This is a genomic window from Streptomyces sp. NPDC015242, from assembly GCF_043079125.1.
GTDB lineage: Bacteria > Actinomycetota > Actinomycetes > Streptomycetales > Streptomycetaceae > Streptomyces.
The window spans coordinates 146071-168389 of sequence record NZ_JBIBUF010000002.1; the positions used below are offsets into that span (position 1 = coordinate 146071).

Sequence of the window (22319 nt, forward strand, 5' to 3'; positions counted from 1 at the left end):
GTCACCCTCACCCCTTCTCCAGGTACTGCTCCCTCTCCTCGTCCAGCAGGGCGTCCAGAGCCGTCCGGAGGGCCGGGAGGCGGGTCAGCTCCGGGTCGGCGGCGACCACTGCCGTCGCCTCCTGCCTCGCCTCCGCGATGATCTCCTCGTCGTCGATGACGGCGAGCATGCGCAGGGAGGTCCTGGCGCCCGACTGGGCCTGGCCGAGGACGTCGCCCTCGCGGCGCTGTTCGAGGTCGATGCGGGAGAGCTCGAAGCCGTCGAGCGTGGAGGCCACCGCGTTCAGGCGCTGGCGGGCGGCGCTCGCCTCGGGCATCTCGGTCACCAGCAGGCACAGGCCGGGGGCCGAGCCGCGGCCGACGCGGCCGCGCAGCTGGTGGAGCTGGGAGACGCCGAAGCGGTCGGCGTCCATGATCACCATGGCGGTGGCGTTGGGGACGTTCACACCGACCTCGACGACCGTGGTGGCGACCAGGACGTCGGTGTCGCCCGCGGCGAAGCGGCGCATGACGGCGTCCTTGTCCTCCGGGTGCATACGGCCGTGCAGCACCTCGACGCGCAGGCCCTTCAGGGGGCCCTTGGCGAGCTGGTCGGCGACCTCCAGGACGGCGAGGGGCGGGCGCTTCTCGGCGGCGTCCTCCGCGGACTCCGGGGGCTTCTTGCGGCCGGCCTTCCTCGGGTCGTCCTCCTCGTCGCCGATGCGGGGGCAGACGACGTAGGCCTGGTGGCCGTTGGACACCTCCTCACGGACCCGCTCCCAGGCACGGGCCAGGAAGTGGGGCTTGTCGGCGGCCGGGACGACATGGCTGGCGATCGGGGAGCGGCCGGCCGGGAGCTGGTCGAGGACGGAGGTCTCCAGGTCGCCGAAGACCGTCATGGCGACCGTGCGCGGGATGGGCGTGGCCGTCATGACCAGCAGGTGCGGGGGCTGCTTGCCCTTGCCGCGCAGGGCGTCGCGCTGCTCGACGCCGAAGCGGTGCTGTTCGTCCACGACGACCAGGCCCAGGTCGTGGAACTGCACCTTGTCCTCGATCAGCGCGTGCGTGCCGATGACGATGCCGGCCTCGCCGGTGGTGAGGTCGAGCAGGGCCTGGCGGCGGGCGGCCGTGCCCATGGAGCCGGTGAGGAGCACGACCTTGGTGCCCTGCTCGGCCCCGCCCAGCATGCCGCCCTCGGCCAGCTCGCCCATCATCTCGACGATCGACCGGTGGTGCTGCTGGGCGAGCACTTCGGTGGGCGCGAGCATCGCGGCCTGCCCGCCGGAGTCGACGACGGCGAGCATGGCGCGCAGCGCCACCAGGGTCTTTCCGCTGCCGACCTCCCCCTGCAGCAGCCGGTGCATCGGATGGTCCGTGGCCAGGTCGGCGAAGATCTCGCGGGAGACGTGCTGCTGGCCCTCGGTGAGGGTGAAGGGCAGGCGCGCGTCGAACGCCGTGAGGAGACCGTCGGGGGCCGGCTTCCGGGGGACGGCGGGGAGCTGGGCGTCGGCGTGGCGGCGGCGGGCGAGGGCGACCTGGAGGACGAAGGCCTCGTCCCACTTCAGGCGGGAGCGGGCGTCCTCGATGTCCGCCTTGGTGTGCGGGCGGTGGATCTTGAGGAGGGCCTCCGGGAGCGGGATCAGGCCGCGGCCCCGGCGCAGGCTCTCGGGGAGCGGGTCGGCGGCCTCGCGGGCCGTGGGCAGGACCGTCTGCAGGGCCTTGCCGATCTTCCAGGACTCCAGCTTGGCGGTGGCCGGGTAGATGGGGATCAGGGCGCCCGCCCAGGTCTCCACGGACGCGCCCGGCTCGTCCGGGTCGCCGCGCAGCAACTCGTAGGCCGGGTGGGCGAGTTGCAACCGGCGGTTGAAGACGGACACCTTGCCCGCGAACATCGCGCGCGTGCCCGGCAGGAGCTCCTTGTGGGGCTTGTGCACGCCGTTGCCGAAGAAGACCAGCTGGACGCGGCCGCTGCCGTCCGTGATCGTGACCTCCAGGCGCTGGCCCTTGCCGCGCGGCGCCTTGGCCGAGGCGAAGGTGTGCAGCCGGGCGTCGGCGACCTGGGCGACCACCGTGACGTGCTCGTCCATGGGGAGGTCGGCGAGGTGGGTGAGCTGGCCGCGCTCCTCGTATCTGCGCGGGTAGTGGTGGAGCAGGTCGCCGACGGTGTGCAGGCCGAGATGCTCGGCCATCACCTTCGCGGTGGCGGGGCCGAGCACCGACTTCAGGGGTTGTTGCAGCGGTTCTTCCAGTGCGGGCACGAGATCCATTGCACACCACGCCACTGACAATGACCCGCGGGCCTCGGCCCCGTCGCTGTAAAGATCGCGGAAATCCCTGGTCAGGCGGTTCGTCCGGGCCGTAGGATGACGCGCTCCCGGCCCTCTTTCGCGGTCACCGCACGCTCAGGGACCGCCCGACCCCGCGCCGTCGCGAGTCCCCCACCGGCGCCGTGAAGATGGACTCCCAGACCTCACCGGCATCCCCGCCTCCCCCTCCGCCCCCACACACCTTCCAGGTCGACCTGCGCGGCCTGGTGGACCTGCTCTCCCACCACCTCTACTCCAGCCCCAAGGTGTATCTGCGGGAGCTGCTGCAGAACGCCGTGGACGCGATCACCGCGAGACGCACGGCGGAACCCGACGCTCCGGCCCGGGTCCGGCTCCACGCGGAGGACGGCGCGCTGCGCGTCGAGGACACCGGTGTGGGGCTCACCGAGGCGGACGTGCACAGCCTGCTCGCCACGATCGGGCGCAGTTCCAAGCGGGCCGAGGGGCTCCAGGAGGCCCGGTCGGACTTCCTCGGGCAGTTCGGCATCGGCCTGCTGGCCTGTTTCGTCGTCGCCGAGCGGATCCGGGTGGTCAGCCGCAGCGCCCGTACGCCCGGGGCACCGCCGGTGGAGTGGACGGCGTCCGACGACGGTTCGTACACCGTGCGGACCCTGCCGGACGCCGAGCGGCCCGAACCGGGCACCACCGTGCACCTGGTGGCCCGGCCCGGGGCCGCCGAGTGGCTCACGCCCGAGCGGGTCGAGGCGCTGGCCCGGGATTTCGGGTCGCTGCTGCCGTACGACGTCCGGGTGGGCGGCGAGGCGGTCACCGGCCTGCCCGCGCCCTGGGACCGCCCGTACCCGGGCCCGGCCGCCCGCCGCGCCGCCCTCGCCCGGCACTGCCAGGAGCTGTTCGGCTTCGCGCCGCTGGACACGGTCGACCTGTCCGTGCCGGTGGCGGGGGTCCGCGGGGTGGCGTACGTGTTGCCGGCGGCGGTGAGCCCGGCGCAGCGCGCGGGGCATCGCGTGCACCTCAAGGGCATGCTGCTGACCGACCGGGCCGAACAGCTGCTGCCCGGCTGGGCGTTCTTCGTGCGCTGCGTGCTCGACACGGACAGCCTGCGGCCGACCGCCTCGCGCGAGGCGCTGTACGAGGACGAGACGCTGGCGGCCGTGCGGGAGGCGCTGGGCGAGCGGATCCGGGCGTGGCTGACGGGCCTCGCGACCGGTGATCCGCAACGGCTCGCCGCGTTCCTCGCGGTGCACCACCTGGGCGTGAAGTCCCTGGCCCGGCACGACCGGGAGATGCTGCGCACGATGCTGCCGTGGCTGCCGTTCGAGACGACGGACGGGCGGCTGTCGCTGGAGGAGTTCGCGCGGCGGCACCCGGTGGTGCACTTCACGCGGACGGTGGAGGAGTACCGGCAGGTCGCGCCGATCGCCTCCGCGCAGGGCATCGGCGTGATCAACGGCGGTTACACGTACGACGGCGAGCTGGTGGAGGCACTGCCGTCGGTGCGGCCGGGGACCGTGGTCGCCGAGCTGGACGCCGAGACGGTGACCGCGCATCTGGACGCGGTGGACCCGGCCGAGGAACTGGCCCTGTCCGGTTTCCTGGCCGTGGCGCGGGCCCGACTCGACCCGCTGGGCTGTGACGTCGTCCTGCGGGCGTTCCATCCGCTGTCCGTGCCCGCGCTGCACCTCGACGACCGGGACGCCCGGCACGAACGGGCCCGGGCGGACGCCGAGGAGCGGGCCGACGACCTGTGGGCGGGCATCCTCGGGTCCCTGCGCGGCGGCGCGCCCCGGGCGCGTCTGGTGCTCAACCACCTCAACCCGCTCGTGCGGCGGATCGGCTCCCTGACCGACGCGGAGCTCGCCGGCACGGCCATGGAGTCGCTCTACGGGCAGGCGCTGCTGAGGGCGCAGCGGCCGCTCGGACCCGCCGACTCGGCACTGCTCGACCGCGCGTTCACCGGCCTGCTGGAGTGGGCCACTCACAGCGAGGACGGCCCGGCATGACGGAGATCACGGATGTCGACGCGCTGCGTTCGGCGATGGCGGAGAACGCCGGGCAGCCGGAGGGGCCGGCCCGCAACGCGCGCGCGGAGCAGTTGCTGGCGGCGGCCGAGAAGCTGAACGTCCCGCTCGCCGTGATCGAGGCGCTCGGGCACCAGCTGAAGGTGTACAACTACAGCTCCGAGAAGGGGAAGATGTTCGTCCCCTTCTCGCGGCTGCTGCGCATGTGGGACGAACGGCCCGAGGACTTCGACGAGTTCGAGGCGCACTCCCTGCACTGGGTCTTCAAGTGGGTGTCGTCCGGCATGCTCGACCAGCCGCACATCCCGCTCGCCTCCATCGAGAAGTGGCTCGGCGAGATGGAGCGCCGCCACCGGCTCGCCGGATACTCCGAAGCAGCCGTGCGCCGCGCCGAGCACAACGTGGCCGCGCATGTCGGGGACGTGGCGCGCGCGGAGCGGGCGTACGCCGCGTGGCTGGCCGCCGACCGGGACGCCATGTCCGACTGCCACGCGTGCGAACTGCACGCGCGGGGCTGGTGGCAGGCCGAGCAGGGCAGGGACGCACAGGCCCTGGAGCTGTGGGGGCCGGTGCTGGAGGGCCGCTACACCTGTGCCCACGAGCCGCACACGGTCCTGGCGTCGTCCCTGCTGCCGCTGCTGCGGCTGGGCCGCCTCGAGGAGGCCCGCGGCAACCATCTGCGGGGACTCCGGCTCGTCCGCGGCATGGAGTCCATGCGCGGCGCCTACGCGGAGCACGTGGAGTTCTGCGCGCTGACCGGCAACGAGGCACGGGGGCTGGAACTGCTCGCGGAGCGGCCGGCGTACTTCACGGACGACGGGCAGCCGCAGAGCAGGCTGGACTTCCTGAGCGTGGTGGCCCTGCTCATGGACCGCCTCACCGCGCTCGGTCTCGGCGACCGGGCGGTGCCTGGCCCGGCCGGCCGGGAGTGGACCGCCCGGGAACTGGCCGCACACGCGCGCGCGGACGCCCTCGCGCTGGCGGCCCGCTTCGACGCGCGCAACGGCACGGCCCACGTCGGCGAGCGGGCACGCGCGCGCATGGCGCGGCAGCCGCTCGCCGAGCGGCTGCCGCTGGGCGTGCGGTCGGCCGGGCCGGTCCCGGCGCCCGCTCCCCCGCCGGCCCCGGCCCGCGCCGGTGAGCAGCCGGACCTGCCCGCGCTGCTGGCCGAGGCGCGGCGGTTGTCGGACCACCTGCGACCGCACGCCGTGGAGGCGTGGGCGGCCGTCGCCCGGGCCGCGGAGGGCGCCGAGCTGGACGCCCGCGACCGGGCCGAGATCGCCGACCACGAGGCCATGGGCCTCGGCCCGGAGGGTGCCGAGCTGTTCGAACGGGCCGCCGCGCTGTACACGCGGGCCGGCGACCCGGGCGAGGCCCTGGCGGCACGCGCGCGTGCGGCGTACGTCCGTGCCCTGGGGGGTGACGTCGCCGCGGCGGTCGCGGCCGTGGAGGAGCCGTACGAGGAGGTCCTCGCGCTGTACGCCGCCGGCGGCACGGGTCTGCGGCAGACGGCGGGCGTCCTGATGGGCCGGGCGCGGGTCCTGCTGCGCCGGGCCCACGCGGCACAGGGGCCCGGGGCGGAGGCGGTGTACGGCGCCGCCGAGACCGCCGTCCGTGAACTGCTGGCGCTCGTCGACGGGCGCACCGGGGAGGACGTGCGGCTGGCCGCGCGGGCCGCCGAGGGGCAGGCGATGCTCGGCGAACTGGCGGGACTGCGCGGGGACCTGGCCGCCTCCGTGGAGCTGTTCGCGCGGGGCGCGGCGGCGTTCGTCGCGGCGGGGCTGCCCTGGTTCGCGGTGGAGTACGAGGCCCGGCTGGCGTCCCTGGCGCACCACCTGGGTGACATGGCCGAGGCGGAACGGGCGGTGCGGGCGGCCCTGGAGCACGGCGGCGCGCAGCTGGAGGCACCCGGGCGGGCCCAGCTGCACCTCCAGCTCGCGGAGCTGCTCGGCGACCGGGACGAGGCCGTGGAGGCCGCGCGGCACGCGCTGGAGGCCGCGCACTGGGCCGACGCGGCGGGCTTGGGCCCCACGCTGGGCGCCTGGGCGCGGCAGCAGCTCGGCGGCTTCCTGCTGCGGCAGGGGCGGTGGGCCGAGGCGGCGGAGGTGCTGGAGTCGGCGCTGCCGGACCTGACCGCGGAGACGCACGGCGACGGGGCGGTCGTGCAGACGCTGTGGTGGCTCGGCGACTGCCTGAGCGAACTCGGCGAGCACCGCGCGGCCGCCGAACGGCGTCTGCGGGCCGCCGAGTTCGCCCGCGCCTGGCCGGAGCAGCACGACCACGCGACCCTCGCGCACCTGGCCGGGGAGTCGCTCGCGGAGGCCGGGCTGACCGCCGAGGCGGACCGTGCCTACGCGCGCGCGGGGGAGCTCTGGCGCTCCCTGAGCGACGTCACCGGGCTCGTCCGCTCCCTGCGGGCCCGGGCCTGGCTGGCGCTGCGGGCACCGGACGGCACAGCGGAGGCCCGTGCCCTGATGGCGGACGCCGTCCGGGCGTGCGAGACGGCCCGGGACACGGCGGCCGACCAGGTCTCCCGGCAAGGGTTCACCGCCGAACTCGGGCACACACACCTGCAGTTCGGCAAGCTGCTGGCGCCGTCCGGCGCCGGGAGCGCCACCGGTGCCCCCACGCACCCCGCGGCGCACGAGGAGGCCCTGTGGCAACTGCACCGGGCCGCCGAGGTCTTCGCCGGTCTCGGGGACGCCGCCCTGCACGACCGCACCGCGGCCGAACTCACCGCGGGATGGCTGGAGATCGAGACGGGCCGCCGCACCGACGCGACCGCACGCGCGCGTGCGGTGCTGGCGGCGTACGCCGGTGCCGACGCGTCCGGCACCGGCAGCACCGGCAGCACCGGCAGCACCGGCGAAGGCAACGAAGGCAGCGAAGACGACGAAGACGGCGCGGACGGCGCGGACGGCGAAGACGCGGAAGCCCGGATGGTCCGCTCCCGGCGGTCGGAGGCCCGGCGGCTGCTCCGCCTCGCGGCGGAGGACCCGGAGGGAACGCCTCCCCCTACTCGACACCGATGAGCAGCAGCGCCCCCTGCCGCCCGCCCCGGTACACGACCGTGTCGACGGCGAGGTAACCCTCGCGGACCCGGCCCTCCAGACGCTCGGCGACAGTGCCGGGGACGTCGTCGCCGAGCACCAGGGTGACCATCTCTCCCCCGGCCGCGAGCATCCGGTCCAGGACGGCCTCGGCGGTGGCCGTCACGTCCGAGCCGATCACGGCCACGTCTCCGTCGATCAGGCCGAGGACGTCACCGGCCTGGCAGATGCCGGCCATCGTCCAGGACTCGGCCTCGGCGACGGTGACCTCGGCGTAGCGGGTGGCCCCGGCGGCCGAGGTCATCGACACGACGTCCTCGTCGAAGCGGCGCCCCGGCTCGTGCACGGCCAGCGCCGCGATCCCCTGGATCGCCGAGCGGGTCGGGATGAGGGCGACTCGGACGCCCTCCGCACGGACCTGCTCGGCGGCCGCCGCGGCGGTGTGGCGCAGCTCGGCGTCGTTGGGCAGCAGCACGACCTCGCGCGCGTGGGCCCGGCGTACGGCCTGGACGAGCTCGCCGCTCACCGGAGGTTCCCCGGGGCGCGCGAGCACGGTGGTCGCGCCGGCCTCCGCGTACAGCCCGGCCAGGCCCTCGCCGGGCACGACGGCGACGACGGCCCGCTGCGCGCGCTCCCGGGGCGGCCGCTCGGCGCCCGTGGTGTGCACGTCACCGGCGCCGAAGTGGGTGATCCGGATCCGGTGGGGGCGCCCGGCCTCGATACCGGCCTCGACGGCGGCACCCGCGTCGTCGACGTGGACGTGGACGTTCCACAGCCCGTCACCGCCGACCACGACCAGGGAGTCCCCGAGGGAGTCGAGCCGCCGCCGCAGCCGCGCGACGGCCGCGTCCTCGGCCTCCAGGAGGTAGATCACCTCGAAAGCGGGCCCGTCCCGGTGGGACATGACGGCCGTGCCGCTGCCCCCGCCCGGCTCGGCACAGGCCGCCACAGGACCGTCCGCCGACTCCGCGGGCTCCGCGGATTCGACCGGCGTGGGCGCGGCGGTCACGAGCGGTTCCTCGCTCACCGGGCCGCCCGCCCCGCGCGCGTGCGCCCCGGCCGGCTCCCCGGGGCCCACTGCGGACGTCCACGCCTCCGTCCCGGACCCCCTCGTCTCCGGCACGCGTCCCGTGCCCGGCGCCGGTCCGCGCGGCCGTTCCCCCGTGAACGTCTCCACCAGCGCTCCGAGCACCGCCACCAGTCCCCGCCCGCCCGCGTCGACCACTCCCGCGCGCTCCAGCACGGGCAGCTGGTGCGGGGTCGCGGCGAGCGCCTCGCGCGCTCCCTCGTAGGCGGCCCGGGCCACGCTCCCGCAGTCGCCCGGGGCAGCGCGGGCGGCGTCGGCGGCGGCCGAGGCGACCGTGAGGACGGTGCCCTCCACGGGATGGGACACGGCCTGGCGTGCGGAATCGGCCGCGTGCCGCAGGGCCTGCCGCAGCCCCGGGCCGTCGGCCCGGGCGCCGGAGCCGTCCGCCAGGACCTGTGCCATGCCGCGCAGCAGCTGGGCGAGGATCGTGCCGGAGTTCCCGCGGGCACCGATCAGCGCCCCGTGCGCCATCGCCCGGGCCGCGTCGGCCAGGGTCGGCCCCTCCGGAGCACGGTCCTGCGCCCCGGCCGCGGGGGAGCCCGCCGCGTGCCCCGCGAACACCGCCTCGACCGCCGCGGCCGCGGATTCCACCGTCAGGTACAGGTTCGTGCCGGTGTCCCCGTCGGCCACCGGGTAGACGTTGATCGCGTCGATCTCCTCACGCGCCCGGCCCAGTGTCTCGAGCGCGAGACCGCACCAGGTGCGCACCGCGAGAGCATCGAAGAATGTCTGCGGCACCTGCGCCACCGCGCCTCCCTGAGCTGCTGGACGTGGCAGGCAGCGTAGACCTTGGGACGGTCCCCGCCGGAAGAGGGCCGGGGGCGGGCCCCTGAGCTGCCGTGCTAGTTTTCTTGTACGGGTGCAGCCGTTGTATGCTGCTCCGGTTGCCCGATCCGATCGGGCTTTCCCACCTGGCAGCGCCACTCAGATCTCGCCGGCTCCTGGAGCCACAGGATCTCGATCCCGGCATGCCGGGATTAACCGTAAGTGCATCTGAAGTCTTTGGAGTGACCCGTGGCTGCCAACTGCGACGTCTGCGGCAAGGGGCCGGGCTTCGGCAACAACATCTCGCACTCGCACCGCCGTACGTCCCGCCGCTGGAACCCGAACATCCAGCGTGTGCGTACCGTGGTGGGCGGGACGCCGAAGCGCGTGAACGCTTGCACCTCGTGCATCAAGGCCGGCAAGGTCTCGCGCTGACGCTCAGCTAGCGCGCAACCACTGCTGGTTCGCTGTAGAGCCGGTCCACCCCAGGTGGACCGGCTCTTTGGCGTGACCGCAGGCTGGGCCTGCGGTCACGAGCCGTCGCGGAACCGCCAGCCGTGGTCCACCGGCCCGATGCCGCCGCCGAGCGCGAACCCGGCCGCGACGGCCCCGGTGACGTACTCCTTCGCCGCCGCCACCGCCTCCGGCACCGAGTCGCCCCGGGCGAGCCGTGCCGCGATCGCGGAGGCGAGCGTGCAGCCGGTGCCGTGGGTGTGGCGGTTGTCATGCCGGGGCGCCCGCAGCCAGTGCTCCTCGGAGCCGTCCGTGAGCAGGTCCACGGCGTCCCCCGCGAGATGGCCGCCCTTGATCAGCGCCCAGCGCGGCCCGTACGCCAGCACGGCCGCCGCGGCCCGCCGCATCTGCTCCTCCGACTCGACGCGCACCCCCGTCAGCTGGGCCACCTCGTCGAGGTTGGGGGTGGCGACCGTCGCCACCGGCAGCAGCTTCGTACGCACGGAGTCCAGCGCGGAGGCGGCGAGCAGGGAGTCCCCGTGCTTGGAGACGCCGACCGGGTCGACGACCGCCGGCGCGTCCGTCCCGGCGATCAACTCGGCGACGGTCTCGACGAGTTCCGCCGAGGCGAGCATGCCGGTCTTGACCGCGTGGACGCCGATGTCGTCGACGACACTGCGGAACTGGGCCCGCACGGCCTCCACGGGCAGCTCCCAGGCGCCCTGGACGCCGAGGGAGTTCTGCGCGGTCACCGCCGTGATCACGCTCATGCCGTGCACGCCGAGCGCGAGCATCGTCTTCAGGTCGGCCTGGATGCCCGCGCCGCCGCCCGAGTCGGAGCCGGCCACCGTGAGGACGTTGGGGATCATGAGTCCAGGTCTCCGAAGTGGTCCCAGCCGCCCTTGCTGGTCCACGGCGCCCCGTCGACCGTCACCTGGGGCAGCGCCGACGGGTTGAGGACCTCGCCGATGACCTTCCAGCGGGCGGGCAGCTTCACGTCCGGCGGGAAGGTCGCCACGATCGCGTGGTCCTCTCCCCCGGTCAGCACCCACTGCATCGGGTCGACCCCGACGGCCTGCCCGATGTCGTTCATCTGGGACGGGATGTCGATCGCCCCGGAGCGGATGTCGATGCGGACCTTGCTGGCCTCGGCGATGTGCCCGAGGTCGGCGATCAGCCCGTCGCTCACGTCGCACATGGCCGTCGCCCCGAGCCCGGCCGCGGCCGGCCCCGCGTGGTACGGCGGTTCGGGCCGCCGGTGGGCCTCCACGAACGCGCGCGGCGAGCGGAACCCCCGGGACAGCACCGCGTACCCGGCCGCCGACCAGCCGAGCCAGCCGGTCACCGCGACGAGGTCGCCGGGCTGGGCGCCCGCCCGGGTCACCGGCTCCTGGTTGCGCAGATCGCCGAGCGCGGTGATGGACACCATGATCGAGTCGCCGCGGACGACGTCCCCGCCGACCACGGCCGCGCCCGCCACCTGGCACTCGTCGCGCAGGCCGTCCATCAGCTCGCTCGGCCAGGTCACCGGCAGTTCGGCCGGGACGACCAGACCGAGCAGCAGCGCGGTCGGCACCGCGCCCATGGCGGCGATGTCGGCGAGGTTCTGCGCGGCGGCCTTGCGGCCCACGTCGTAGGCCGTCGACCAGTCCCGGCGGAAGTGCCGGCCCTCCACCAGGATGTCCGTGCTCGCCACGACCCTGCGGTCGGGCGCGGCCACCACGGCGGCGTCGTCGCCGGGGCCGACCCGGACCGCCGGGGTGGTGGTCAGACGGGAGGTGAGCTCCCTGATGAGCCCGAACTCACCGAGCTCACCAACAGTGCCCTTCATTGCCCTTTCTCCCCTTCTGTCCCTGTCCGTGCCCGCCGGTCGCGGGGCATCTCGGTCCTCGCTACGGTCGAGGTGACCGTCACGTTCTGCCGGACCCGCACCCCGGCGCGCAAGACCCGGTATCCGCAGGTCTCCCCGCGGCGAGCGGCAACGCGATACCGTGGCGTTCCTTTTCCCCACATGATCCTCGTGGCCGCCCTGGAGGTTCCGTGGTACAGGCGTACATCCTGATCCAGACGGAGGTCGGCAAGGCGTCGACCGTCGCCGAGACGATCAGCAAGATCCCTGGGGTCATCCAGGCCGAGGACGTCACGGGACCGTACGACGTGATCGTGCGGGCCCAGGCCGACACCGTCGACGACCTCGGCCGCATGGTGGTCGCCAAGGTGCAGCAGGTGGACGGCATCACCCGCACCCTGACCTGCCCGGTGGTCCATCTGTAGCCCCCGTCTACCCTGTGCCGGTGAACTCTTTGCGTCCCCGGCACCGCCGTGTCTTCCGCGTGTTCCGCGTCTTCCGCCTGCCCGCTCTCGCGCTGTTGATCACCGCCGCGGGCTGCTCCTCAGCAGACGACAGCGCGTCGGCGGCGGTTCCCACTCCGGACGCCGGGGTCACGGAACTGTGCCGGAACCTGGACAAGGTACTGCCCGCGAAGGTGGGCGGTGAGCGCCGTGAGGACCCCGAGCCCGCGTCGGCGCTGACGGCCGGCTGGGGCAGCCCGGCGATCATACTTCGCTGCGGTGTGCCGCAGCCGCCGAAGATGGTCGATCCGAAGGTGGCGGAGGGGCGGGACGCGGACGCCGTCGCGGGGGGTGTGAACGGCGTCGACTGGCTGATGGAGAAGCAGGGCGACGGCCACCGGTTCACCACCGCGAGCCGCAAGGCCTACGTCGAGGTCCGGGTGCCGGAGGGCGTGGACAGCTCCGGTGTCCTGATCGATCTGGCCCCGGCTGTGAAAAAGGCGATCCCCGAGGGGATCGCCTCCTGATCACCTGCCGGCCGCTCGGGCGGCTGCCTCAGCGCAGACCCGTCGAACGCCGCAGCGCCGCGCTCACGAGCCGGTCGATCAGCTCCCGGTAGCCCACCCCGCTCGCCTGCCACATCTGCGGGTACATCGAGATGGGCGTGAAGCCGGGCATGGTGTTGATCTCGTTGATCACGAACTCCCCGTCCTCGGTGAGGAAGAAGTCCGCGCGGACCAGGCCCTCGCAGGAGGCCGCCTCGAAGGCGTCGACCGCCAGGCGCTGCACCTCGGCCGTCTCCTCGGGCGTCAGCGGCGCCGGCACGATCCCGGGCGTGGAGTCGATGTACTTGGCCTCGAAGTCGTAGTACGCCTGCGCCTGGGGCGGCGGGATCTCCGCGGGCACGGAGGCCCGGGGACCGTCCTCGAACTCCAGGACACCGCACTCGATCTCGCGGCCGCGCAGGGCCGCCTCGACCAGAATCTTGGGGTCGTGGCGCTGCGCCTCGGCGATCGCCTCGTCCAGGCCGGACAGCTCGTCCACCTTGGTGATGCCGATCGACGAACCGGCTCGCGAGGGCTTCACGAACAGCGGCCAGCCGTGCTCGCCGGCGAAGTCGACGATCTTCTTGCGGGCCGCGGCCTCGTCCCGCTCCCACTCGCGCGGCCGGATCACCACGTACGGGCCCACCTTCAGCCCGAAGGAGGCGAACACCCGCTTCATGTACTCCTTGTCCTGGCCCACGGCCGAGGCGAGCACTCCCGAACCCACGTACGGCACACCGGACAGCTCCAGCAGGCCCTGCAGGGTGCCGTCCTCGCCGTACGGGCCGTGCAGCACCGGGAAGACCACGTCGACGTCCCCGAGCGCCTTGGGCACCGACCCCGGCTCGCTGTAGACGACTTCGCGGCTGGCGGGGTCGACGGAGAGGATCACCGCGCCCTCGTCGGACTCGGCGAGGGCGTCGACGCTCGGCGGGCGCCGGTCGACGATCGCCATCCGCTCCGGTTCGTCCGCCGTGAGCGCCCAACGCCCGTCCTGGGTGATGCCGATCGGGAGGACGTCGTACTTCGTCCGGTCGATGGCCTTGAGGACGGCTCCGGCGGTGACCACGGAGATCCCGTGTTCGGAGCTGCGCCCGCCGAACACGACGGCCACACGCGGTTTGCGAGGCGGCTGCTCGGGGCTCTGGGGGAGGTTCTCGGTGCTCATATCGCGTTGAGAGTACCCGGTGGTAGGGCCCGGAGACAGCGGCCTCCGCCTCGCGTCGCTCAGCGTCGTTCGGGCTTCGCGCTGCGCGACATCAGCTCCTTGAGGGCGACCACCGGAGGCTTGCCCTCGTGGACGATGCCGACGACCGTCTCGGTGATCGGCATGTCGACGCCGTGCCTGCGGGCCAGGTCCAGCACCGACTCACAGCTCTTGACGCCCTCGGCGGTCTGCTTGGTGACCGCGATGGTCTCCTGCAGCGTCATGCCCTTGCCGAGGTTGGTGCCGAAGGTGTGGTTGCGCGACAGCGGCGAGGAGCAGGTCGCCACCAGGTCGCCCAGGCCCGCCAGTCCGGAGAAGGTCAGCGGGTCGGCGCCGAGCGCCATGCCCAGCCGGGTGGTCTCGGCGAGGCCGCGGGTGATGAGCGAGCCCTTGGCGTTGTCGCCGAGCCCCATGCCGTCCGCGATGCCGACGGCCAGGCCGATGACGTTCTTCACGGCTCCGCCCAGTTCGCACCCGACCACGTCCGTGTTGGTGTAGGGGCGGAAGTAGGGCGTGTGGCAGGCGGCCTGGAGCCGCTGGGCGACGGCCTCGTCGGTGCAGGCGACCACGGCGGCGGCCGGCATCCGCGCGGCGATCTCCCGGGCCAGGTTGGGCCCGGTGACCACGGCGATCCGCTCCTGGCCGACCTTGGCGACGTCGTCGATGACCTCGCTCATCCGCATCGCGGAGCCGAGCTCGACGCCCTTCATCAGCGACACGAGGACCGTGTCCGGGGCGAGCAGCGGGGTCCACTCGGCGAGGTTGCCGCGCAGGGTCTGCGAGGGGACCGACAGGACCGTGAAGTCGGCGTCGGCCGCGGCCTCGGCGGGGTCCGTGGTGGCCCGCACGCGCTCCGGGAGCTCGACGCCCGGGAAGTAGTCGGGATTGGTGCGTGTGGAGTTGATCGCCTCCACGAGCTCCGGGCGGCGCCCCCACAGGGTGACCTCGCACCCCGCGTCCGCGAGCACCATGCCGAAGGCCGTGCCCCACGAACCGGCGCTCAGAACCGCTGCCTTGACCGGCTTGCTCACGTGCCCAGCCCCTCTTCCTGCACCGACTTCGGCGACCGCGCCGACCGCACCGGCCGCCCCGGCTCCTGCCCGCCCCGCTGTGTCTGCGCCTGTGTGCGCCGCCGCTGCTCGATCCGCTCCCGGCGCGGGTCGTAGGGCGTCTCGGGCGCCTTCTCCCCGCGGATCTCCTCCAGCTGGGCGGTGATGGCGGCCATGATGACCTCCGTCGCCTCCTTCAGCAGGTCCGCGGTCATCTCCCGGTCGTAGAACCGGGAGAGATCGACCGGCGGCCCGGCGAGGACCCGATGCGTCTTGCGCGGCAGCAGGTGCGGCTTCTTCGCGTACGGCGGCAGCAGTTCGTTGCAGCCCCACTGGGCCACGGGGATCACCGGGCACTTGGTCTGCAGGGCGACGCGGGCGGCCCCGGTCTTGCCCGTCATGGGCCAGCCGTCCGGGTCGCGGGTGAGGGTGCCCTCGGGATAGAAGGCGACGCATTCCCCGCGGTTCACGGCGTCGATGGCGGCCCGGAAGGCGCTGAGCGCGTCCGTGCTCTCCCGGTAGACGGGGATCTGCCCGGTGCCGCGCATCGCGGCACCGACGAATCCCTTCTTGAATAGCCCGCTCTTCGCGAGGAAACGCGGGACGCGTCCGGTGTTGTACTGAAAGTGCGCGTAAGCGAAAGGATCGATGTGTGAATTGTGGTTCACCGCGGTGATGAATCCACCTTCAGCCGGAATGTGCTCCATTCCGCGCCAGTCCCGCCTGAGCAGTACCACCAGCGGCGGTTTGCAGATCACCGCGGCGAAGCGGTACCAGAAGCCGATTCTGCGGCGGGGCACGCGGACACCTTCCTCTAGGGCCTGAAGTGGCGGCCACGGGGGGCCGCACAAGTGTCGCCCCAGGCCGCCGGTCTGTCGAGAACACCGTACGCCCCGGCACGCCGCGCCCCTCAGGCCCCGGGTGACAATGACCGCGACAAGAGGAGGACGGAACCCCTGTGCAGTGGACGTTGGTCGTACCCCTGAAGCCCCTGGCCCGGGCCAAGAGCAGGCTGGCGGACACCGCCGACGACGGGCTGCGGCCGGACCTGGCGCTGGCCTTCGCACAGGACACGGTGGCGGCCGTGCTGGCCTGTCCGCGGGTACGGGGTGTGGCAGTCGTCACGCACGACGCCCGGGCGGGCCGCGCGCTGGCGGCGCTCGGCGCCGCGATCGTCGCCGACGAGCCCGGCGGCGGCCTCAACGCCGCACTCGCACACGCGGCGGCGGCCGTGCGCGCGGCGCGGCCGGCGAGTCCGGTGGCCGCGCTCAACGCCGATCTGCCGGCGCTGCGCCCCGGGGAATTGTCCCGGGTACTCGACGCCGCGGCGGAATTCCCGCGTGCTTTTCTCCCGGATGCGGCCGCAATCGGCACCACCCTGCTGACCGCCGCCCCGGGCCGGGAATTGGCCCCGGCTTTCGGCACCGATTCACGGGCCCGGCACCGGGCGTCGGGGGCCGTGGAACTGTCCCTGACCGCCGTGGATTCCGTACGCCAGGACGTGGACACCGGCGACGACCTGCGCAGCGCGCTGGCCCTGGGCGTGGGCCCTCATACGGCCGCGGCCGCCGCGCGGTTGCTGATCCCCGGGCAGTAGGCTGCGGGCATGCAGGCGACCGCGTACACCTACGACCCCGACAGCCGCAGCGGGCAGGTCCTCCTGGACGACGGCACGCCGGTGCCCTTCGACGCGGCGGCGTTCGACGCGGGCGGACTGCTGCTGCTGCGCCCCGGGCAGCGGGTGCGCATCGAGGTGGAGCGCCCGGCCGGCGGCTCCGACCAGGACCTTCGCATCACCCTGGTGACCCTGCAGACTCTCTGAGCACACGCAGCACTTCCCGAACACGCCGCGGGCCGGACTCCGTCATGGAGTCCGGCCCGTCGCGTGAGTACCGGGGCGCCCTACTTCTTGCGGGCGGTGGTCTTCTTGGCGGTGGTCTTGCGCGCGGTCGACTTCTTGGCCGGCGCCTTCGTGGCCGTGGCCTTCTTCGCCGGGGACGACTTCTTGGCCGTGGTCTTCTTGGCCGCGGTGGCCTTGGACGCCGCCGTGGTCTTGGCGGGCGCCTTCTTCGCCGTGGTCTTCTTCGCGGCCGCCGTCTTCGTGGTGGTGGCCTTCTTCGCGGCGGTCTTGCGCGCCGTGGTGGTCTTCGCGGCGCCCGCCGTCTTCTTCGCCGCGGCCTTCTTGCCCGCGGACTTGGCGATGGTGGGGGGCGGGCCGGACAGGCTGCCCTTCGGGGCCTTCTTGACGGCGATGTCACCCTTCGGGAGCTTCTTCGAGCCGCTGACCAGGTCCTTGAAGCCCTGACCCGCGCGGAAACGCGGAACGGAGGTCTTCTTGACCCGAACCCGCTCGCCCGTCTGAGGGTTACGGGCGTAGCGTGCCGGACGGTCGACCTTCTCGAAGGAACCGAAGCCGGTGACCGAGACCCGGTCCCCCGCGACCACCGCGCGGACGATGGCGTCCAGTACATGGTCGACAGCATCGGCGGCCTGCTGGCGGCCGCCCATCTTGTCGGCAATCGCTTCTACGAGCTGCGCCTTGTTCACGTCTTCCCCTTCGGAGACATCGCCCGAACGAAAGTGTTCAAGCTTTTTCGCACGTTAGGCAGATATATACCGCAAATCAAACACGAAACGGGCTTATCACCCTTGTGCCGCAACGAACTCGGCGGTGCCGGGGGTTCAGCGTTCCTCGCCGGGGAGACGCCCCTCGTCGAGGTCCGCGGTGAACCGCTCCAGCCGCCTTGCCGCGTCGGCGAGATCGTGCTTGGCCGCGGCCGTAATGACCAGCAGCTTCCGGGTCAGCGCCATCCGTACGCCCTCCGGGACTTGCAGTGCGCGCACTCTTGCGTGCGCTTCTTTGAGTTGGTCCGCGACCGCCGCATAGAGCTCGAGTTGGCCGTCGTGTTCCATGCACAGATTGTGCCATCTGGGGCGAGTTGTCGCCTGCGCAGGGGACAACTGCCGCCTCATACGGCCTTCCGGGCACACCTGGAAGTCACGGCTGTACCCCTCACGTACCCAGGCAACCACCGGTGACACGTGGCCAGTTGACTGCCGTCTCGGGGGCGGACAGGGCCGTTCGGGTGCAGAAACGGCCGTACCCCCGATCGGGCTGATCGGGGGTACGGCGGGGGTGTTGCGGTGGCCGAAAGTCGCCTTGCTCAGGGGCGGCGGACCGTGCTCCGGATCAGACCGGAAGCGTCCGCGGCTTGAACGACGGGCGCTTCGCCTCGTACGCGGCGATGTCCGCCTCGTTCTGCAGGGTGATCGAGATGTCGTCGAGGCCGTTCAGTAGCCGCCAGCGGGAGTTCTCGTCCAGCTCGAAGGCGGCGGTGATGCCCTCGGCGCGCACCTCGCGGGCGACCAGGTCGACCGTGATCTCGGTCTGCGGGTCCTTCTCGGTGAGTTCCCACAGCGCGTCCACGATCTTCTGCTCCAGGACGACCGTGAGCAGGCCGTTCTTGAGCGAGTTGCCGCGGAAGATGTCGGCGAAGCGGGAGGAGATCACGGCCTTGAAGCCGTAGTTCTGCAGCGCCCAGACGGCGTGCTCACGGGAGGAGCCGGTGCCGAAGTCGGGGCCCGCGACCAGCACGGTCGCGCCCTGCCGCTCGGGCTGGTTGAGCACGAACGACGCGTCCTTGCGCCAGGCCTCGAACAGCCCGTCCTCGAACCCGTCGCGCGTGACCTTCTTGAGCCAGTGGGCGGGGATGATCTGGTCGGTGTCGACGTTGCTGCGGCGCAGCGGGACGGCCCGGCCGGTGTGGGTGGTGAATGCTTCCATGACTGATCAGACTCCAGCGGGCGTCGGGACGTCGGCGTCGGCCAGGTCGGCCGGGGAGGCCAGGTGGCCCAGGACGGCGGTGGCCGCCGCGACCTGCGGCGACACCAGGTGCGTACGGCCGCCCTTGCCCTGCCGGCCCTCGAAGTTGCGGTTGGAGGTGGAGGCGGAGCGCTCCCCCGGGGCCAGCTGGTCCGGGTTCATGCCCAGGCACATCGAGCAGCCCGCGTGCCGCCACTCGGCGCCGGCCTCCTTGAAGACCACGTCCAGCCCCTCGGAGACGGCCTGCAGACCGACCCGCGCCGAGCCCGGGACGACCAGCATCCGTACGCCGTCGGCGACTTTGCGGCCCTGGAGCAGTTCGGCGGCGGCCCGCAGGTCCTCGATGCGGCCGTTGGTGCACGAGCCTACGAAGACGGTGTCCACCTTGATGGAGCGCAGCGGCTGCCCGGCCTCCAACCCCATGTACTCCAGGGCCTTTTCGGCGGCGTGGCGCTCCGATGCGTCTTCGTACGAAGCGGGATCGGGGACGGACGCCGAAAGCGGTGCGCCCTGCCCGGGGTTGGTGCCCCAGGTGACGAACGGCGACAGCTCGGCGGCGTCGATGACGACCTCGGCGTCGAACTCGGCGTCCTCGTCCGTCTTCAGGGTCTTCCAGTAGGCGACGGCCGCGTCCCAGTCCTCGCCCTCGGGGGCGTGCGGACGGCCCTTGAGATACGCGAACGTCGTCTCGTCCGGGGCGATCATGCCCGCGCGGGCACCGGCCTCGATCGACATGTTGCAGATGGTCATGCGGGCCTCCATCGAGAGCTTCTCGATGGCCTCGCCGCGGTACTCCAGGACGTAGCCCTGGCCGCCGCCCGTGCCGATCCTCGCGATGATCGCGAGGATCAGGTCCTTGGCGGTGACGCCCTCGGGCAGTTCACCGTCGACCGTGATGGCCATGGTCTTCGGGCGGGCCATCGGCAGCGTCTGGGTGGCCAGCACGTGCTCGACCTGGGAGGTGCCGATGCCGAAGGCCAGTGCGCCGAAGGCACCGTGCGTGGAGGTGTGGGAGTCGCCGCAGACGACGGTCATGCCGGGCTGGGTCAGGCCCAGCTGCGGGCCGACGACGTGCACGACGCCCTGCTCGACGTCGCCCAGCGGGTGCAGGCGCACCCCGAACTCGGCGGCGTTCTTGCGCAGCGTCTCCAGCTGGACCCGGGAGACGGGGTCGGCGATGGGCTTGTCGATGTCGAGCGTCGGGGTGTTGTGGTCCTCGGTCGCGATGGTGAGGTCGAGGCGCCGCACGGGGCGGCCGCTCTTGCGGAGACCGTCGAAGGCCTGCGGGCTGGTCACCTCGTGCAGCAGGTGCAGATCGATGAAGAGAAGGTCGGGCTCGCCCTCCGCGCGGCGGACGACATGGTCGTCCCAGACTTTCTCCGCGAGTGTCCTACCCATCGCTGTTCCCTCCGGCCGACGGCCATCCGCCGACCCAACTAGAGATCTTGAGAGGCGGTGCCCGTTCCCCTGTTCGCGGGCACACACCACCAGGCCCTTACGTCACGGGCCGTTGTGACTTCGTGATTCCAGGGTGGCGGGTTCCGGAGAAATTTGAACTTGCGTTTCACAGAGTGAGACGCGAGTATCGTTGCATGGACAACAGTAGCGGCGTCGGCGTTCTGGACAAGGCGGCCCTCGTCCTGAGCGCTCTGGAGTCCGGTCCGGCCACCCTCGCGGGCCTGGTCGGCGCCACCGGACTGGCTCGACCCACGGCTCACCGCCTGGCCGTGGCCCTGGAACACCACCGCATGGTGGCGCGTGACATGCAGGGCCGTTTCATTCTCGGCCCTCGCCTGGCCGAGCTGGCCGCGGCCGCGGGTGAGGACCGTCTCCTCGCCACCGCCGGCCCGGTGCTCACGCATCTGCGGGACGTCACGGGCGAGAGCGCGCAGCTCTACCGCCGCCAGGGCGACATGCGCATCTGCGTCGCCGCGGCGGAGCGGCTGTCCGGACTGCGGGACACGGTCCCGGTGGGTTCGACGCTGACGATGAAGGCCGGTTCCTCGGCGCAGATCCTGCTGGCCTGGGAGGAGCCGGAGCGGCTGCACCGCGGCCTGCAGGGGGCACGCTTCACGGCGACGGCCCTGTCGGGCGTACGGCGGCGCGGCTGGGCCCAGTCGATCGGTGAACGGGAGCCGGGCGTCGCGTCGGTCTCCGCGCCGGTGCGGGGTCCGTCGAACCGGGTGGTGGCGGCGGTGTCCGTCTCCGGGCCCATCGAGCGGCTGACGCGGCACCCGGGGCGGATGCACGCGCAGGCGGTGATCGACGCGGCGGGGCGTCTCTCCGAGGCGCTGCGACGCGGCTGAGCGACACGGGGAAGGCCGGCCTCGACGCCGCGGCAGGTCTTCCCCGAGTCGGCGCCGCGACAGTGGCGGGTTGGTCGTCGGCTGCGGCCCGTCCATGGCTGAGCGCGAAAAGGCCCTCCACCGAAGTGGAGGGCCTTTCCCTGTGTACCCCCGACCGGATTCGAACCGGCGCTACCGCCTTGAGAGGGCGGCGTGCTAGGCCGCTACACAACGGGGGCGTGGAGCCTGCGTTTCCGCAGGTCCGAGCTGGTCTACCTGGACTCGAACCAAGACTAACTGAACCAGAATCAGTCGTGCTGCCAATTACACCATAGACCAATGTGGTTTAGACCAGTCAGTACCCCCGACCGGATTCGAACCGGCGCTACCGCCTTGAGAGGGCGGCGTGCTAGGCCGCTACACAACGGGGGCCCTAGCAGTCCCGAGACGATCGCCGATCTGCCGATCTTCGGAACCAGTACCCCCGACCGGATTCGAACCGGCGCTACTGCCTTGAGAGGGCAGCGTGCTAGGCCGCTACACAACGGGGGCTTTGCAGATGAACTCTGCGAGCTGGCCTACCTGGACTCGAACCAAGACTAACTGAACCAGAATCAGTCGTGCTGCCAATTACACCATAGGCCACTGGAACGCAAGCCCCTGGGGGGATCGTGTTCTAGCTTTGCGCCCTGGGGTTCCGGCCTTCCGGCCCGCTCCCCGCGGCGCAGGAAGAACATTACCCGAAGGTGGACGGGGCTCCAAAACGAGTATCCGCACCCAGCACAGAGGGCAGTTCGGCCAGGGACGCGATGCGGTGCGGCCCGGCGGGCGGGTCGATCGTGGCGTGGAGGCCGCCGCGGTCGATCCACACCGACAGCAGCCCGGCGTCCGCGGCGCCCCGTCCGTCGATCTCCGGGTGGTCGCCGACGTAGGCGACCTCGTGCGGCGGCAGGGCCAGTGCCTCGCACGCGGCGAGGAACGCGCCGGCGTCGGGCTTGGAGACGCCGAGCTCGGCCGCGCACAGGATGCGCTCGAAGCGGTCGTGGACTCCGAGGGCGCGCAGCTTGCGGTCCTGGACGTGCAGGCTGGAGTTGGAGAGCACGGCGTGCCGGTGGCTGGCGGCGAGGGCGTCGAGGACGGGCAGGACGTCAGGGAAGAGGGTCCAGGCCGTCTCGTAGTGGGCGACGTACCGCTGGAACCAGGCGTCGGCCTCGGCGTCGGTGAGCTCCCGGCCCAGGAAGACCCGCACCCGGTCGCGCCGCTGGTCCTCGAAGGTGGCCTCCCCGGCGGCGAAGCGCGCCCACTGCGCCTCGGTGATCTCCCGCCAGCGGGCGAGGGCCTGCTCGACGCTGCCGTGGTCGTCGAGCAGGCCCTCGGCCGTGAGGTGGGCGCGCATGCCGAGGCGGTCGGCGGAGGTGTAGTCGAAGAGGGTGTCGTCGACGTCCCAGACCACGGCTCGGATGCTCATGGTCCGACCGT

Annotated in this window: 20 protein-coding genes and 5 tRNA genes; 8 read left to right on the forward strand and 17 right to left on the reverse strand. The window is 72.7% G+C overall.

Annotated elements, in window-relative coordinates; translation table 11 throughout:
* Positions 1-7: 7 nt before the first annotated feature.
* Positions 8-2245 (reverse strand): ATP-dependent DNA helicase RecG, encoded by a 2238-nt coding sequence (recG, locus tag ACF07N_RS06120; protein ID WP_392109050.1) that lies wholly within the window; start codon positions 2243-2245, stop codon positions 8-10.
* A gap of 188 nt (positions 2246-2433) precedes the next feature.
* On the opposite strand from recG, the gene ACF07N_RS06125 reads away from it, so the two are divergent.
* Positions 2434-4266 (forward strand): HSP90 family protein, encoded by a 1833-nt coding sequence (locus ACF07N_RS06125; protein ID WP_392109053.1) that lies wholly within the window; start codon positions 2434-2436, stop codon positions 4264-4266.
* Positions 4263-7316: a tetratricopeptide repeat protein gene (locus ACF07N_RS06130; protein WP_392109056.1), complete on the forward strand. Its 3054-nt coding sequence runs from the start codon at positions 4263-4265 to the stop codon at positions 7314-7316. Before ACF07N_RS06125 ends, ACF07N_RS06130 begins: the two co-directional genes overlap by 4 nt.
* Here ACF07N_RS06130 and ACF07N_RS06135 read toward each other — a convergent pair.
* Positions 7300-9168: a DAK2 domain-containing protein gene (locus ACF07N_RS06135; protein WP_392109059.1), complete on the reverse strand. Its 1869-nt coding sequence runs from the start codon at positions 9166-9168 to the stop codon at positions 7300-7302. The two genes, ACF07N_RS06130 and ACF07N_RS06135, sit on opposite strands and share 17 nt — an antisense overlap.
* Before the next feature lie 267 nt (positions 9169-9435).
* Between ACF07N_RS06135 and rpmB the strand changes: the two genes are divergently transcribed.
* Positions 9436-9621: a 50S ribosomal protein L28 gene (gene rpmB, locus ACF07N_RS06140; protein WP_003993230.1), complete on the forward strand. Its 186-nt coding sequence runs from the start codon at positions 9436-9438 to the stop codon at positions 9619-9621.
* 95 nt (positions 9622-9716) lie between these two features.
* Here the strand turns inward: rpmB and thiD are convergent, their stop codons facing one another.
* Both thiD and ACF07N_RS06150 read right to left on the reverse strand, forming a co-directional pair.
* Positions 9717-10508, reverse strand: coding sequence for a bifunctional hydroxymethylpyrimidine kinase/phosphomethylpyrimidine kinase (gene thiD / locus ACF07N_RS06145; RefSeq protein WP_383325714.1), 792 nt, complete (start codon positions 10506-10508; stop codon positions 9717-9719).
* Entirely contained in the window at positions 10505-11470 is a 966-nt protein-coding gene (locus tag ACF07N_RS06150; RefSeq protein WP_383325711.1) for a thiamine-phosphate kinase, read from the reverse strand. The genes thiD and ACF07N_RS06150 overlap by 4 nt, the downstream gene beginning before the upstream one ends.
* A gap of 209 nt (positions 11471-11679) precedes the next feature.
* Here ACF07N_RS06150 and ACF07N_RS06155 point away from each other — a divergent pair, with 209 nt between their 5' ends.
* Together ACF07N_RS06155 and ACF07N_RS06160 are read left to right on the forward strand one after the other, a co-directional pair.
* Entirely contained in the window at positions 11680-11913 is a 234-nt protein-coding gene (locus ACF07N_RS06155; protein ID WP_003997603.1) for an Lrp/AsnC family transcriptional regulator, read from the forward strand.
* 20 nt (positions 11914-11933) lie between these two features.
* Positions 11934-12458, forward strand: a complete 525-nt coding sequence (locus ACF07N_RS06160; protein WP_383337743.1) for a DUF3515 domain-containing protein — start codon at positions 11934-11936, stop codon at positions 12456-12458.
* A 28-nt stretch (positions 12459-12486) separates the two neighbouring features.
* Here the strand turns inward: ACF07N_RS06160 and ACF07N_RS06165 are convergent, their stop codons facing one another.
* Genes ACF07N_RS06165 through ACF07N_RS06175 form a run of 3 tightly spaced genes read right to left on the reverse strand, consistent with a single transcriptional unit; the run spans position 12487 to position 15532 of the window.
* Positions 12487-13644 carry a D-alanine--D-alanine ligase family protein gene (locus ACF07N_RS06165; RefSeq protein WP_392109064.1) on the reverse strand — a complete coding sequence of 386 codons (1158 nt, stop codon included), beginning with the start codon at positions 13642-13644 and terminating at the stop codon, positions 12487-12489.
* Between the two features lie 59 nt (positions 13645-13703).
* Entirely contained in the window at positions 13704-14714 is a 1011-nt protein-coding gene (locus tag ACF07N_RS06170; protein WP_383325701.1) for an NAD(P)H-dependent glycerol-3-phosphate dehydrogenase, read from the reverse strand.
* A complete protein-coding gene (locus tag ACF07N_RS06175; protein ID WP_392109067.1) occupies positions 14711-15532 on the reverse strand; it encodes a lysophospholipid acyltransferase family protein in 822 nt (273 codons plus the stop codon). The genes ACF07N_RS06170 and ACF07N_RS06175 overlap by 4 nt, the downstream gene beginning before the upstream one ends.
* A gap of 158 nt (positions 15533-15690) precedes the next feature.
* Here ACF07N_RS06175 and cofC point away from each other — a divergent pair, with 158 nt between their 5' ends.
* Together cofC and ACF07N_RS06185 are read left to right on the forward strand one after the other, a co-directional pair.
* Positions 15691-16329: a 2-phospho-L-lactate guanylyltransferase gene (gene cofC, locus ACF07N_RS06180; protein WP_392109070.1), complete on the forward strand. Its 639-nt coding sequence runs from the start codon at positions 15691-15693 to the stop codon at positions 16327-16329.
* A gap of 9 nt (positions 16330-16338) precedes the next feature.
* On the forward strand, positions 16339-16554 hold the full coding sequence (locus ACF07N_RS06185; RefSeq protein WP_383337739.1) for a hypothetical protein: 216 nt from the start codon (positions 16339-16341) through the stop codon (positions 16552-16554).
* Between the two features lie 80 nt (positions 16555-16634).
* Here ACF07N_RS06185 and ACF07N_RS06190 read toward each other — a convergent pair whose 3' ends face one another.
* From ACF07N_RS06190 to leuC, 4 genes are all read right to left on the reverse strand, one after another.
* Positions 16635-17279: an HU family DNA-binding protein gene (locus tag ACF07N_RS06190; protein ID WP_392109073.1), complete on the reverse strand. Its 645-nt coding sequence runs from the start codon at positions 17277-17279 to the stop codon at positions 16635-16637.
* 135 nt (positions 17280-17414) lie between these two features.
* Positions 17415-17645 (reverse strand): hypothetical protein, encoded by a 231-nt coding sequence (locus tag ACF07N_RS06195; protein ID WP_383325687.1) that lies wholly within the window; start codon positions 17643-17645, stop codon positions 17415-17417.
* 277 nt (positions 17646-17922) lie between these two features.
* On the reverse strand, positions 17923-18516 hold the full coding sequence (gene leuD, locus ACF07N_RS06200; protein ID WP_392109077.1) for a 3-isopropylmalate dehydratase small subunit: 594 nt from the start codon (positions 18514-18516) through the stop codon (positions 17923-17925).
* 6 nt (positions 18517-18522) lie between these two features.
* On the reverse strand, positions 18523-19953 hold the full coding sequence (leuC, locus tag ACF07N_RS06205) for a 3-isopropylmalate dehydratase large subunit (protein WP_383325681.1): 1431 nt from the start codon (positions 19951-19953) through the stop codon (positions 18523-18525).
* A gap of 194 nt (positions 19954-20147) precedes the next feature.
* On the opposite strand from leuC, the gene ndgR reads away from it, so the two are divergent.
* Positions 20148-20861: an IclR family transcriptional regulator NdgR gene (gene ndgR, locus ACF07N_RS06210; protein WP_094055732.1), complete on the forward strand. Its 714-nt coding sequence runs from the start codon at positions 20148-20150 to the stop codon at positions 20859-20861.
* 145 nt (positions 20862-21006) lie between these two features.
* On the opposite strand, the gene ACF07N_RS06215 is transcribed toward ndgR, so the two are convergent.
* The 6 genes from ACF07N_RS06215 to ACF07N_RS06240 all read right to left on the reverse strand — a co-directional run bounded on the left by ACF07N_RS06215 (position 21007) and on the right by ACF07N_RS06240 (position 22308).
* Positions 21007-21079: transfer RNA gene (locus tag ACF07N_RS06215), tRNA-Glu, on the reverse strand.
* Positions 21080-21107: 28 nt separating this feature from the next.
* Positions 21108-21179: transfer RNA gene (locus tag ACF07N_RS06220), tRNA-Gln, on the reverse strand.
* 20 nt (positions 21180-21199) lie between these two features.
* Positions 21200-21272: transfer RNA gene (locus ACF07N_RS06225), tRNA-Glu, on the reverse strand.
* Positions 21273-21319: 47 nt separating this feature from the next.
* A tRNA-Glu gene (locus tag ACF07N_RS06230) sits at positions 21320-21392 on the reverse strand.
* Positions 21393-21413: 21 nt separating this feature from the next.
* Positions 21414-21485 (reverse strand) — tRNA-Gln (locus tag ACF07N_RS06235).
* 91 nt (positions 21486-21576) lie between these two features.
* A complete protein-coding gene (locus tag ACF07N_RS06240) occupies positions 21577-22308 on the reverse strand; it encodes an HAD family hydrolase (protein WP_392109082.1) in 732 nt (243 codons plus the stop codon).
* Between the last annotated feature and the right edge of the window lie 11 nt (positions 22309-22319).

What these genes read in the sequence shown, in the direction of transcription:
- leuD (WP_392109077.1), bottom strand. Translation starts at nt 18,516, where the DNA reads ATGGAAGCATTCACCACCCACACCGGCCGGGCCGTCCCGCTGCGCCGC.
- ACF07N_RS06185 (WP_383337739.1), top strand. Translation starts at nt 16,339, where the DNA reads ATGCAGGCGACCGCGTACACCTACGACCCCGACAGCCGCAGCGGGCAG.
- ACF07N_RS06240 (WP_392109082.1), bottom strand. Translation starts at nt 22,308, where the DNA reads ATGAGCATCCGAGCCGTGGTCTGGGACGTCGACGACACCCTCTTCGAC.
- ndgR (WP_094055732.1), top strand. Translation starts at nt 20,148, where the DNA reads ATGGACAACAGTAGCGGCGTCGGCGTTCTGGACAAGGCGGCCCTCGTC.
- ACF07N_RS06165 (WP_392109064.1), bottom strand. Translation starts at nt 13,644, where the DNA reads ATGAGCACCGAGAACCTCCCCCAGAGCCCCGAGCAGCCGCCTCGCAAA.
- thiD (WP_383325714.1), bottom strand. Translation starts at nt 10,508, where the DNA reads ATGATCCCCAACGTCCTCACGGTGGCCGGCTCCGACTCGGGCGGCGGC.
- ACF07N_RS06150 (WP_383325711.1), bottom strand. Translation starts at nt 11,470, where the DNA reads ATGAAGGGCACTGTTGGTGAGCTCGGTGAGTTCGGGCTCATCAGGGAG.
- ACF07N_RS06125 (WP_392109053.1), top strand. Translation starts at nt 2,434, where the DNA reads ATGGACTCCCAGACCTCACCGGCATCCCCGCCTCCCCCTCCGCCCCCA.
- ACF07N_RS06130 (WP_392109056.1), top strand. Translation starts at nt 4,263, where the DNA reads ATGACGGAGATCACGGATGTCGACGCGCTGCGTTCGGCGATGGCGGAG.
- recG (WP_392109050.1), bottom strand. Translation starts at nt 2,245, where the DNA reads ATGGATCTCGTGCCCGCACTGGAAGAACCGCTGCAACAACCCCTGAAG.
- leuC (WP_383325681.1), bottom strand. Translation starts at nt 19,953, where the DNA reads ATGGGTAGGACACTCGCGGAGAAAGTCTGGGACGACCATGTCGTCCGC.
- ACF07N_RS06195 (WP_383325687.1), bottom strand. Translation starts at nt 17,645, where the DNA reads ATGGAACACGACGGCCAACTCGAGCTCTATGCGGCGGTCGCGGACCAA.